The sequence below is a fragment of the Streptomyces sp. CG 926 genome, assembly GCF_003148825.1.
Lineage (GTDB): Bacteria > Actinomycetota > Actinomycetes > Streptomycetales > Streptomycetaceae > Streptomyces.
This window is the reverse complement of sequence record NZ_QGGZ01000001.1, coordinates 69,557-82,613: the sequence shown is the minus strand read 5'-3', so window position 1 is coordinate 82,613 and position 13,057 is coordinate 69,557. Positions and strand designations below refer to the sequence as shown.

Genomic DNA, 13,057 nt, shown 5'->3' with positions numbered 1-13,057 from the left:
AGCGCCGTACGACCCGTACGGCCGCACCCGACCCGAAAGGTGAACCGCCATGAGTAACCCCTTCGAGAACGAGACCGCCTCCTACGTCGTGGTCCGCAACGACGAGCTCCAGCACTCCCTGTGGCCCGCCACCCACCCCGTCCCGGCCGGCTGGACCGTCGTGCACGGCCCCGACGGCCGCCAGGCCTGCCTGGACCACGTCGAGCGGGTCTGGACCGACATGCGCCCCGCCTCCCTGGTGGCCGCCCTCGCGGGGAACGCGCCCCGTGGCTGAGCCCGTCCACCGCACCGAGCACCCCGCCGGCCCCGACCCCGTACGGACCCTGCGCACCCTCTTCGCCGAGGTCCTCGGCCGCGCCGAGGTCGACGCGGGCCACAGCTTCACCGGGCTGGGCGGCGACAGCATCCAGGCGATCCAGGTCGTCAGCCGCGCCCGCGCGGCCGGCCTGGTCGTCAGCACCCGCGACGTGCTCCGCGCGGAGAGCGTGAGCGCGCTCGCCGCCACCACCGTCGCCCAGGGCCGGATGCGCGAGGACGCCGGACCGGCCACGCCCCCGCGCCGCCTGGGCCCGCTGGTGCCCACCCCCATCATGGGCTGGCTCGCCGAACTCGGCGGTCCCGTCGACACGTACAACCAGTCGCTCGTCCTGCGCACCCCGCCGGGCTTCGGGGCGGCCGCCGCCGAACGCACCGTCCAGGCCCTCCTGGACACCCACGAGATGCTGCGACTGCGGCTGCCCGACGGGATCGGGGCCACCGGCGCCGAACCGGTCGTACCGCCCGCGGGCTCCGTCGCCGCGGCGGACCTGCTGGAGCACGTGGACGCCCGAGGGACCGGCGAGGCGCAACTCCCCGCCCTGACCCGGGAGCGGATGCGGGCCGCGCGGCGGCTGCTCTCGCCCCGCGACGGCCACATGCTGCGCGCCGTACTCCTGGACCGGGGAGCCGGACAGCAGGGTCGGCTCGCGCTCGTCATCCACCACCTCGTGGTCGACGGGGTCTCCTGGCGGATCCTCCAGGACGACCTGCGCAGCTGCTGGACGGCCCTCGCCGAGGGCCGTGAGCCCGTCCTGGAACCGGCGGCGACCCCCTTCGCGCACTGGGCCGACCTGCTGCGCGCGGAGGCCACCTCAGGCCGCCGGACCACCGAGGCCGACCGCTGGGCCGCCGCCCTGCGCGAGGCCCCGCAGCCCCTGGCCGGGGTCCGCGCGCCCGGTGGCCTGGACCCCGAGAGCCCGGAGAACACCCTCACCCTGACCCTCGGGCCGGACGTGACGGGCCCCCTGCTCACCACCGCGCCCGGCCTGGTCAACGGTACCGTCAACGACGTGCTGCTGACGGCCCTGGCCCTCGCCGTGCTCGGCCGGCGCGGCGCCGATGGCGAGGACCCGCAGGACATGGAGGGCGCCGTCCTCGTCGACGTCGAGGGCCACGGCCGGGAGGACGTCGCCGACGGCACCGACCTGTCCCGCACCGTCGGCTGGTTCACCACCGTGTTCCCCGTCCGCCTCGCGCTGGGCCGCCCGGACCTCGACGAGGCCCGCGCGGGCGGACCCGCGGTCGGCGCCGCCCTGCGGCTGGTCAAGGAGGAACTGCGCGCCGTACCCGACAAGGGCATCGGCTTCGGGCTGCTGCGCCACCTCAACTCCCGTACCGGGCCCGATCTCGCCGCGCGCGGCATCCCCCAGATCGGCTTCAACTACCTCGGCCGGTTCCCGATGGGCGGCGACGCCCCCTGGGACGCCGCGCCCGGCCACGACTTCGCCCTCGACGACGCCGACGAAGGCCTCCCGATGGCCCACGCCGTGGAGGTCAACGCGGCCGCCCACGAGGGCCCGGACGGCCTCACCCTCAGCGCCACCTGGACCTGGGCGGGCAATGCCTTCCCCGGGCCGTGGGTCCACGACCTCGCGCACGAATGGTTCACCATGCTCCGCGCCGTCGTCACCCACGCCGCCCGCCCCGACGCCGGTGGGCTGACCCCCTCCGACGTGTCCCTCGCACAGGTCAGCCAGGCCGACCTCGACACCTTCGAATCCCAGCTCGGAGCCCTGCTGTGATCCCTCTGTCCCACGCCCAGCAGCGGCTGTGGTTCCACGCCCGGGACGGCGCCGACGGCGCGCTCTACCACATCCCCGTCGGACTGCGGCTGCGCGGCGCCCTCGACCGCCCGGCCCTGCGCGGCGCGCTCGCGGACGTGAGCGGCCGCCACGAGGCGCTGCGCACCGTCTTCCCCGACGAGGCGGGCCGCCCCCACCAGCGGGTCCTGGACCCGACCGACGCCGCCCCGGTGCTCACCGTCTCCGACTGCCCGCCCGCCGAACGCCCCCGGCGGGCCGAGGAGGCCTCGTCCCGGCCCTTCGACCTCCGCGTCGAACCACCGCTGCGCGCCACCCTGTTCACCGACGACGCCGAGGACCACTACCTGCTCCTGGTCCTGCACCACATCGCGGGCGACGGCCACTCCGTGAACATCCTCGTCCGCGACCTCGCCGCCGCCTACACCGCCCGGTGCGTCGGCCGGTCGCCCGAATGGCCCGAACTGCCCGTCCAGTACCCGGACTACGCGCTCTGGCAGCGCGAACTCCTCGGCCCGGGCCAGGACCCCGACTCCCTGCACGGCCGGCTGCTCACCCACTGGGCGGGCGTCCTCGACGGCCTGCCCGAGGAACTGGCCCTGCCCGCCGACCGGCCACGTCCGGCGGTGGCCGGCCACCGGGGCGCACTGGTGGAGGCACGGACCGACGCCGCCGCGCACGCCGCACTGGCGGCGCTGGCCCAAGGCGTCCGCGCCACCTCGTTCATGGCCGTCCAGGCCGCCTTCGCGGTCCTGCTCACCCGTCTCGGCGCCGGCACCGACCTGCCGCTGGGCTGCCCCGTGGACGGCCGGGACGACGAAGCCCTCACCGACCTCGTGGGTCTCTTCGTCAACACCCTGATCGTGCGCGCCGACACCTCGGGCGACCCCACCTTCACGCAGGTGCTGGGCCGGGTGCGCACGGCTGCCCTGGAGACGTACGCCCACCAGGAACTGCCCTTCGAGTCGCTGGTCGAACGCCTCAACCCGGCCCGCTCGCCCGCCCGCCACCCGCTCTTCCAGGTCGCCGTCTCCGCGCAGCGGACCGAGCCGCAGACCCCCGCCTTCGCGGGACTGCGGGCCGAGGTGGAGGCGGTACGCACCGACACCGCCAAGTTCGATCTCACCCTGGAGGTGGAGGAGCTCCACGACCCGGCCACCGGGCAACCCTCGGGCCTGGTCCTCGGACTGGAGTACGCGAGCGACCTGTTCGACGGGGCGACGGCCCGGCGCCTGCTGGACCGCCTCGTCCACCTCATCGGCGCCGTCGTCCGCGAGCCCGACGCCCCGCTCTCCGCACTCGACGTCCTGCTGCCCGGGGAGCGCGCCGATCTGCTGGAGCACTGGCAGGGCGCACCCGTCGCCCCCGACGCCCGAACCGTCCACGGCGCCTTCGAGGAGCGGGCCGCCGCCCACCCCACCCGCCCCGCCGTGGTCTGCGCCGGCCGGGAGACCACGTACGGCGAACTCGACGCCCGGGCCGACGAGATCGCCGGACGGCTGCGCGCCGCCGGCGTCCGACCGGGCGAGTCCGTCGCCGTACTGATGGACCGCTCCGCCGACCTCGTCGCCGCCTGCCTGGGCATCCTCAAGGCCGGCGCCGCCTACCTGCCGCTGGACGCGCGGGCCCCGCGGGCCCGTACCGAGGCCGTGCTCACCGCGGCAGGAGCCGCCGTCCTGGTCACCGACGTACCGGAGGGCGCTCCCGTACCGGAGGGCCCGCGCCACGTGCTCCGCCCGGACGGCCGGCCCTTCGAAGGGGACCCGGCGGACGGGCCGAGCGGCCACGCCGACGCGCTCGCCTACCTGATGTACACCTCCGGCTCCACCGGCACCCCCAAGGGCGTGGCCGTCTCCCACCGCGAGGTCGTCGCCCTCGCCACCGACCGGCGCTGGCGCGGCGGCGCGCACGAGCGGGTGCTGCTGCGTTCCCCGCACGCCTTCGACGCCTCCACCTACGAGATGTGGGTGCCGCTCCTGAACGGCGGCCTGGTCGTCGTCGCGCCGCCCGGCGAACTCGACGTCGACGCGCTGGCCCGGCTGATGGCCGAGGAGCAGGTCACCGGGACCTTCCTCACCGCCACCCTCTTCAACGTCCTCGCCGACCGCTGCCTGCCCGCGCTCGGCACGCTGCAGGAGGTGATGACCGGAGGCGAGGCCGCCTCGCCGTCCATGGTCCGCCGGGTCCGCGAGGCCTGCCCCGGCACCACCGTGACCAACGCCTACGGCCCCACCGAGACCACCACCTTCGCGGCGACCTTCGCCGTCGGCCCGGGCCAGGAGGCCCCCGCCGGACAGGTCCCGATCGGCCGCCCCCTCGACGGCACGCAGCTGCACGTCCTGGACGAGCGGCTCGGCCTGGTGGCACCCGGCGTCATCGGCGAGCTCTACATCGCGGGCGCCGGACTCGCACAGGGCTACCTCGGCCGGGCCGCGCTGACCGCCGAACGCTTCGTCGCCTGCCCGTACGGCCCCCCGGGCACCCGGATGTACCGCACCGGCGACCTGGCCCGCTGGAGCGCCGGCGGCCAGGTCGAGTACCTCGGCCGCGCCGACCGGCAGGTCAAGATCCGCGGACTGCGCATCGAACCCGCCGAGATCGAGCACGTCCTGGCCGGCCACCCGGCGGTGGGCCAGGCCGCCGTCACCGTCGTGGACACGGCCGCCGGTCCCGCGCTCGCCGGCTACGCCGTCCCCGCCGAGGGGACCACCGCACCCGACCCGCGGGAACTGCGCGAGCACCTGCGCGCCCGGCTGCCCGACTACATGGTGCCCGCCACCCTGACCCTGCTCGACGCCTTCCCCGTGACCGCCAACGGCAAGACCGACCTGGCCGCCCTGCCCGTGCCGGGCCCGGCGACGGCCGGCGCCGCGGAGTCCCACCAGGAGCCGCGCACCGACGACGAGCGCGCCCTGTGCGCGATCTGGGAGCAGGTCCTGGGCGTGCCGCACATCGGCGTCCACGACAGCTTCTTCGACCTCGGCGGCCACTCCCTGCTCGCCACCCAGCTGCTCGCCGAGGTCCGGGACCGGTTCGGCGGTGCCGTCGGCATCCGCCAGTTCTTCACCGGCCCCACCGTCGCCGAACTGGCCGCCGCCCTGCCCGCCGCCACGGCCGCCGGCGCCGGCGCCGAGGACCCGCCGATCGTCCGCCGGGCCCGCCGCACCCAGACCGCCTGACCACCGAAGGAACACCACCGTGAACCACTCGCCGTCCACCCCCGCCACCGCCGCTCCCACCGCCGCGCCGGCCGCCCGCTCCCTGGTCGAGGACGTCCTGCCGCTGTCCCCGCTCCAGGACGGCATCCTCTTCCACGCCCTCTTCGACGAGGAGGAACGCGACGTCTACGTGGCCCAGCTGCTCCTCGACCTCGACGGCCCCCTCGACGCGGACCGGCTGCGGGCCGCCGCCGACACCGTCCTGAACAGGCACGCCAACCTCCGCGCCGGTTTCCTGCGCCGCGCCACCGGTGAACCCGCCCAGGTCGTCCAGCGCGGCGTACGGGCCCCCTGGCAGGAGATGGACCTGTCCGGGCTCGGCGAGAGCGAGCGCACCGTCGCCGTCGACACCCTCCTCGCCGAGGACCGGGCCACCCGCTTCGACCTCGCCCGGCCGCCGCTCCTGCGCTTCACCCTCGTCCGTACCGGCCCGCTGTCCCACCGACTGCTGCTGACCTACCACCACATCGTGATGGACGGCTGGTCCTGGCCGGTCCTGGTCCGCGAACTCCTCGCCCTGCACCACGCCGACGACGCCCCGCTGGGGCCCGTCACCCCCTACTCCGCCTTCCTGAGCCGGCTCCACAGCCGCGACACGGCCGCCGCCCAGGACGCCTGGACCCGCGCTCTGGACGGCCTGCCCGGCGGCACCCGTACCGCGCCCGTGTCCCCGCCGCCCGGCTCGGTGCTGCCCGACCGCGTGGAGACGTACCTCCCCGAGTCCCTCACCGAACGGCTCGCCGCCCTCGCCCGCGGTCACCGGATCACCTCCGGAACCCTGCTCCAGGGCGCGTGGGCGCTCCTGCTCGGCCGGCAGATCCGCTCCGAGGACGTGGTCTTCGGCGCCATCGTCAGCGGACGGGACCCCGAACTGCCCGGCGTCGCCGACATCGTGGGCCTGTGCATCAACACCGTGCCGGTCCGCGTACGGATCGACCCGACCGAGTCCCTCGTCGCGCTGTTCGAGCGGCTCCAGGACGAGCAGGCGCGCCTGATCGACCACCACCACCTGGGTCTGGTCGAGATCCAGCGGCTCGCCGGAGCGGGCGAGCTCTTCGACTCCTGCGTCGCCTTCCAGAACTACCCCGTCGACGCGGCCGGCCTCGCCGCCCTCGGCGCGGGCGGGCTCCAGGTCACCGCGGTGGACCCGTACGACGCCGCCCACTACCCGCTCTGCCTGACCGCCATCCCCGGCGAGCGGCTGCGGCTGCAGATCGACTACCGGCCGGACGTCTTCGAACGCGACACCGCCCAGGCCCTGATCGAACGCCTCGCCCGGCTCCTGGAAGCCGTCGCCGAGGACCCCTCGTGCCCGGTGGGCACCGTGGACCTGCTCTCGCCCGCCGAACGCCACCGCGTCCTGGTCGAATGGAACGACACCGCCCGCGACGAGGAGTACGCGGAAGTCGTCGAGCGCGTCCGGCAGCAGGCCGGGCGCCGCCCCGACGCCGTCGCCACCACCGACGACACCGGCCGCGAACTGAGCTACGCGGACCTCGTGGCCCGCGCCGACGCCCTCGCCCTGGCCCTGCTCGCCGACGGGGTGCGCCCCGGCGACCTGGTCGCCGTACTCAGCGAGCCCACCGCCCGCGTCCCCGTCGCGATGCTCGGCATCCTCGGCTCCGGTGCGGCCTACGTCCCCCTCGACCCCGAGGGGCCGGTCACCCGTACCGCCGACCTCTTGGCGAGCGGGGGGATCGCCCGCCTGCTGGCCGCCCCCGAACAGCGCGCCCGCGCCGAGGAGATCGCCGCCGCCGTCCCCGGCGGGCTGCCCGTCCTGGTGATCGACGACGCGGTGGCCGCGGTCCCGGGCGAGCGCCCGGCGCCGGCCGGCGGGCCCGACGCCCTCGCCTACGTCTGCTTCACCTCGGGCTCCACCGGCAAGCCCAAGGGCGCCATGGTCCACCGCCGGGGCATGAACAACCACCTCCTGGCCAAGGTCGAGGACCTCGGTCTCGGCGACGGTGACCGCGTGGTGATGAACGCCCCGCTCACCTTCGACATCTCCGTGTGGCAGATGCTCGCCCCGCTGATCACCGGCGGACAGGTCCATCTGGTCACCCGGGACACCGCCCGTGACCCGGCCGCCCTCTTCGACGACGCCGCCCGCCGGGGGATCACCGTCCTGGAGACCGTGCCCTCCTTCGTCCGCGCCGCCGTCGACCTGTGGGACACCGGTGTGCTGCCGCCGGCCCTGCCCGAGCTGCGCTGGTTCATCGTCAACGGGGAGGTGCTGCCGCCCGAACTGTGCACCCGCTGGTACGCACGCCACCCGCAGGCCGCGATCGTCAACGCCTACGGCCTCACCGAGTGCTCCGACGACAACACCCACGCCTTCATCGGCCCGGACGTGCACGCCCAGCTGGAACACGGCCGGCTGCCCGTCGGACGCCCGCTGCGCAACAACGCCCTCTACCTGCTGGACGCCGCGCTCGCCCCCGTACCGCCCGGTGTGCCCGGCGAACTCTTCATCGGTGGCACCGGCGTGGGCCCCGGATATCTGCGCGACCCGCGCCGCTCCAGCGAGCGCTACGTCCCCGACCCGTTCTCCGCCGTGCCCGGCAGCCGCATGTACCGCACCGGCGACCTCGCCCGGATGCGGGCCGACGGCCAGCTCGACTTCCTCGGCCGCCAGGACCACCAGGTCAAGGTCCGCGGCAACCGCATCGAACTGGGCGAGGTGGAGACCGCGCTGCGCGCCGTGCCGGGCGTCGGCGAGGCCGTCGTCGCCGTCGACCGCGACCACGCGGGCCAGCAGCGGCTCATCTGCTACTTCACCGGCACGCCCACCGCCGAGGAGGTCCGCACCGAACTGGGCCGCAACCTCCCCAACTACATGGTCCCGTCGCTGTTCCTGCACCTGCCGCGGTTCCCGCTCACCGTCAACGGCAAGCTCGACCGCAAGGCGCTCCCCGACCCGGCCACCGTGCACCGCCCGGCCGGACGGCTGCCCGCCACCCCCGCCGAGAAGACCGTCTGCGAGATCTTCGCCTCCGTCCTCGGCCTCCAGGAGGCCGGGATGGACGACGACTTCTTCGCCCACGGCGGCCACTCGCTGCTGGCCACCCGGCTGGCCGGCCGCATCGGCACCGAGCTGGGCGTACGGCTGAACATCCGCGATCTCTTCGAGACACCCACCCCCGCGGGCATCGCCGCCCGCCTGGCCGAGGCCACCGCAGCCCCCGCCCGCCCCGCGCTGCGCCCCCGCTCCCGTGAGCAGGCCTGACCGGGCCTGACCCGGGCCTGACCAGGTCCGACCGCGCCTGACCAAGTCCGACTGCGCCGTGAAGAGCCCGACCGCACCCCCAGGAGACACCACCACCATGAGTCCGACCGAGACCACCCCCGTGCCCCTGCGCATCGCGCACCGGGCGGCACTCACCCCCGAGGCCACCGCGGTCCGCGCACCCGAGGGCGAGCTGACGTACCGCCAGTTCGACCGGCGGGCGCGCGCGGTGGCCGAGGAGCTGCGCGCGGCCGGCGCCGGGCCGGAGGACACCGTGCTCCTGGGGGTGCGCCGGGGCGTCCACTGGGCGGTGGGGCTGTTGGGCATCTGGTACGCCGGCGCCGCCCCCCTCCTGGTGGACCTCGACGCCCCCGACGAACGGCTGCGCACCCTGCTGCGGGCCGCCGGCACCCGGCACGCGGTCGCACCCGACACCCATGCCGCCGCGATGCTCCAACGCCGCACCGGGAGCGAACTGTTCTGGGCGTCCACCACGACCGCTGCCCCCACGTCGGCGGCCCCGCCCGCCGACATCGCACCGGGGTCCCTCGCCTACGTGCTCTTCACCTCCGGATCCACCGGGCAGCCCAAGCCCGTGGCGGTCGGTCACGCCGGACTCGCCGCACAGGTCACCACCCTGGCCGAACGCTACGGGCTGACCGACCAGGACGCGGTCCTGCAGTTCGCGGCCCCCGCCTTCGACGTCAGCCTGGAGGAGGCCCTGCCCACCTGGTGCGCGGGCGGCGCGGCCGTCTTCGTCAAGGACAACGTCCTCTCGCCCGCCGAGCTGGAGCCGTTCCTCGCCGCGGAGCGGATCAGCGTCGTCAACCTGCCCACCCCGTACTGGTCGCAGTGGGTCAAGGACCTGGAGCGCGCCCCCCGGCCGCTGCCGTCCGCACTGCGCCGCGTGGTGATCGGCAGCGACGCGGGCCGCACCGCGGACCTCACGCGCTGGACCACGGCCGGCCACCCCCCGGTGATCAGCTGCTACGGCCTCACCGAGTCCACGATCACCGCCACCTCCTACGAGCCTGCGCCGGCCGAACTGGCCGGCTTCACGGGCGACGAGCTGATCCCGCTCGGCGAACCCCTGGCCGGCGTACGGGCGTACGTCCTCGACGAGGCGCTGCGCGAGGCACCCCCCGGCGCCGCGGGCGAGCTGTACCTGGCGGGTTCCTGCCTGGCGCGCGGCTACCACGGCCGGCCGGGCCTGACCTCCGAGCGGTTCGTCGCCGACCCCTTCGCCGACGCCCCGGGCGAGCGCATGTACCGCACGGGCGACCGGGTCACCCGCGCCCCCGGCGGCCCGCTCGTCTTCCTCGGGCGCGCCGACGACCAGGTCAAGATCCGAGGCCACCGCGTCGAACTCAAGGAGGTGGAGGCGGCCGTGGCCGCCCACCCCGACGTCGTCGACGTGGTCGTCCGCGCCGTCGCGGCGGCCGACGGACCCCAGCTCGCCGCCTGGGCCGCCGTCACGGTCGGCAGCCCCCTCACCCCGGACGAACTGCGCCGTCACCTTCTGGCCACCACGCCCGGGTACCTCGTACCGGCCGTGGTGACACTGATGGAGCGGCTGCCCCGTACCCCGGGCGGCAAGCTCGACCCCAAGGCGCTCCCCGCTCCCGCCCTCCGATGAACCCGCACCCCGCGGACCCCGTCCGCGACCAGACAAGGAACGCACCCGTGTCCGTCACCACCGACGAATCCACCGAGACCGGTCAGGCCGTGGAGCGCCGGCAGCGCAGGGACTTCCGTCTCTTCATGTCCTCGCACATCTGCAACGAGCTGGGCGGCAGCATCACCTACGTGGCGCTGCCGCTGATGGCGGTGCTCACCCTCGACGCCTCGGCGATGCAGGCGGGTCTGCTGTCCGCCGCGGAACACGCGGCGTTCCTGCTGCTGGGCCTGCCCGCCGGGGCCTGGGTGGACCGGATGCGCAAGCGCCGCGTGATGATGGCCGCGGACCTCGCGCGCGCCGTCCTGCTGACGGCACTGCCGGTGGCCTACCTGCTGGACCTGCACTCGATGCCGCTGTTGTACGTGGTCGCCCTGCTGCTGGGCTGCGCCCGGCTGTTCGGCGACGTCGCCGATCAGAGTTATCTGCCGACCCTCATCGGCAAGGACACCCTGATCGCGGGCAACTCGAAGCTGGAGACGGTGCGTTCGGGGGCCGAGTTCGCGGGGCCCGGCATCGCCGGATTCCTGGTGCAACTGCTGGGAGCGGCCGGGACGCTGGCCGGCCAGGCCGTCACCTCACTGGTCTCCGTGGTCCTGCTGGGTCGGATCGGGGCCCGGGAGGAGGAGCCGGAACCGGCCCCGCGCCGGCACCTGCTGCGTGACATCCGCGAGGGGCTGAGCTACGTCCTGAGCCACCGGATCCTGCGGCTCATCGCCCTGAACACGGCCGCCGTGAACCTGTTCCTCAGCGCGGTGATGGCCATCGAGGTGCTCTTCCTGACCCGGACCGTGGGGCTGCCGCCCGCGGCCGTCGGATGGGTGCTGACGACGGCCACGATCGGCTCGGTGCTGGCCGCCACCGCCGCGGACCGGGTGACCCGGACCGTCGGCGCGGCTCGGCTCACGTGGCTGTCCCTGCTGGTGACCATGCCCTTCGGGTTGCTGCTCCCGTTGGCCGACAAGGACTGGCGGATCGGCCTGTTCGTGCTCGGGTCGCTCGTCCAGTCGGCCGGCGTCACCCTCTACAACATCTGCCAGGTCACCTACCGGCAGACGGTCTGCCCGCCGCACCTGCTCGGCCGGATGACCGCCACCATGCGCTTCCTGGTGTGGGGCGTACTGCCCCTGAGCGGTCTGCTGGCGGGACTCCTCGGTGAACTCCTGGGCGTGCGGGACGCGCTGTGGGTGTGCGCGGCGGCCCTGTCGGCGGCCCCGCTGGTCCTGCTCTGCTCCCCGCTGCGGCGGATGCGTACGTTCGAGGACGATGCCCCGGTGGTCGGGGCCGAGGCCGAGGCCGAGGCCACGGGCGCGCGGCCGGCTCAGTAGCCCATCCGGAAGGCGATGTGGGTGAGCTGGGTCCGGTTCACCGCGCCGGTCTTGCTGCGCAGCCGGCGCAGGTAGGTGTCGACCGTGTGCGGGCTCAGCCCCATCCGGCACGCGATCATCCGGTAGGTGTCGCCCTGCGCGAGGTAGGCCAGGACCTCCTGCTCACGGGGGGTCAGGGCGGGCAGCTCGGGCGCGCGGGCGGTGAGCGTGGTGTGCAGCATGTGAGGCTCCGGATTCCGGATCGAAGGAGAAGGGGAGCGGCGGGGCTCGGCACCCCGGGTGGCGGTGCGATCACTTTGGGTGTGATCGCACCGTTTCGGACGTCCGGGGCCTGAAGTGGCCGGACACCCGCTGTTGTTCGTGGGGTCCAGCCTTTCGCCCTGCTTATCCTGGCGCCAGGGGGCGGGCACCTCACCAAAGTGCCTGGCAGTAAAGCGACCAGGGGCGAAAAAGGCAAAGTGGGGCAATGCAAACATCTGACGTGGTGCCGGATCCGAACAACGCCGATGTTGACATCGATGTCTACGGCTGGGTGCTCGAACACCGCACGGTGGACGTGGACGCGGTGGCCGCCGGTACGGGGCGCGAGGCGGACGAGGTCCGGAGCAGCGTGTCCCGCCTGCGCGCCTCCCGCCTGCTGCACGTGAGCCCGATCGACCCGACGGTCGCCTTCGCGGTGGCCCCGGACACGGCCGCCGAGCAACTCGTCGCGCCGCTGGAGGCGCAGATCCGCGACCAGCAGCGGGCGATCAGCGGGATCCGCGAGGGCCTGGGTCGCTTCCTGCCGCACTATCTGGGCCGCCGCTCCACGGGGGAGTCGCTGGAGGTCCTGGAGAGCCTGGAGGACGTGCGCGGGGCACTCAACCGGGCCTCCCTCAACTGCACGACCGAGATGCTCAGCTCGCAGCCCGGGGGCGGCGGCAGGGTGCCGGAGGCGATGCAGGAGGCCCTGCGGCGGGACGAGACGATGCTGCAGCGGGGGATCTCGATCCGGACCCTCTACCACCACACGGCCCGCTTCAACGGGCCGAGCCAGGCCTACGTCGCTGCCACCTCCGTGTGGGGGGCGCAGTACCGCACCGCGCACGAACTGTTCGGCCGGCTCATCGCCTTCGACCGGGAATTGGCCTTCATCCCGGTCTCCGACGGCAGTTGGGGCGCCGTGGTGATCCGCGAGCCGTCGACCGTCGCCTACCTGTGCAACATCTTCGACCAGACCTGGGACCTGGCATCGCCGTTCTCGGCCGCCGCGGGCCAGGGGCTCGAGGAGGTGGCCCGGGAGATCCACGAGACGATCATCCGGCTGCTCGCGGCCGGGCTGAAGGACGAGGCCATCGCCCGGCGCCTGGGCATGTCGCTGCGCACCGCCCGGCGCCATATCGCCGACATCATGCAGGAGCTGGGTGCGGGCAGCCGCTTCCAGGCCGGCGTGGCCGCCGCAGCGCGCGGACTGCTGGACCTGGAGGGCGAGGCGGACGGCGAACCGGTACAGCCTTCCTGACCTGGTGTCACGCGTTTTCGTGTCTGTCGCG

Annotated in this window: 8 protein-coding genes; 7 read left to right on the top strand and 1 reads right to left on the bottom strand. The window is 74.5% G+C overall.

Annotation, left to right across the window (positions count from 1 at the left end; genetic code table 11):
* Positions 1-49: 49 nt before the first annotated feature.
* The 6 genes from BCL76_RS00285 to BCL76_RS00260 all read left to right on the top strand — a co-directional run bounded on the left by BCL76_RS00285 (position 50) and on the right by BCL76_RS00260 (position 11,525).
* Positions 50-274 carry an MbtH family protein gene (locus BCL76_RS00285; RefSeq protein WP_109777232.1) on the top strand — a complete coding sequence of 75 codons (225 nt, stop codon included), beginning with the start codon at positions 50-52 and terminating at the stop codon, positions 272-274.
* Entirely contained in the window at positions 267-2,060 is a 1,794-nt protein-coding gene (locus BCL76_RS00280; RefSeq protein ID WP_109777231.1) for a condensation domain-containing protein, read from the top strand. Before BCL76_RS00285 ends, BCL76_RS00280 begins: the two co-directional genes overlap by 8 nt.
* Complete coding sequence (locus tag BCL76_RS00275) at positions 2,057-5,257, top strand: non-ribosomal peptide synthetase (protein ID WP_181382380.1); 3,201 nt, start codon at positions 2,057-2,059, stop codon at positions 5,255-5,257. The genes BCL76_RS00280 and BCL76_RS00275 overlap by 4 nt, the downstream gene beginning before the upstream one ends.
* 19 nt (positions 5,258-5,276) lie before the next feature.
* Positions 5,277-8,522, top strand: coding sequence for a non-ribosomal peptide synthetase (locus BCL76_RS00270; RefSeq protein ID WP_146228286.1), 3,246 nt, complete (start codon positions 5,277-5,279; stop codon positions 8,520-8,522).
* Positions 8,523-8,619: 97 nt separating this feature from the next.
* A complete protein-coding gene (locus BCL76_RS00265; protein WP_109777228.1) occupies positions 8,620-10,158 on the top strand; it encodes an amino acid adenylation domain-containing protein in 1,539 nt (512 codons plus the stop codon).
* Positions 10,159-10,205: 47 nt separating this feature from the next.
* Complete coding sequence (locus BCL76_RS00260) at positions 10,206-11,525, top strand: MFS transporter (RefSeq protein WP_219933920.1); 1,320 nt, start codon at positions 10,206-10,208, stop codon at positions 11,523-11,525.
* On the opposite strand, the gene BCL76_RS00255 is transcribed toward BCL76_RS00260, so the two are convergent.
* Positions 11,519-11,746, bottom strand: a complete 228-nt coding sequence (locus tag BCL76_RS00255) for a response regulator transcription factor (RefSeq protein WP_030716619.1) — start codon at positions 11,744-11,746, stop codon at positions 11,519-11,521. The genes BCL76_RS00260 and BCL76_RS00255 overlap by 7 nt on opposite strands.
* A 245-nt stretch (positions 11,747-11,991) precedes the next feature.
* Here BCL76_RS00255 and BCL76_RS00250 point away from each other — a divergent pair, with 245 nt between their 5' ends.
* Positions 11,992-13,026: a helix-turn-helix domain-containing protein gene (locus tag BCL76_RS00250; protein ID WP_109777226.1), complete on the top strand. Its 1,035-nt coding sequence runs from the start codon at positions 11,992-11,994 to the stop codon at positions 13,024-13,026.
* Positions 13,027-13,057: the final 31 nt, after the last annotated feature.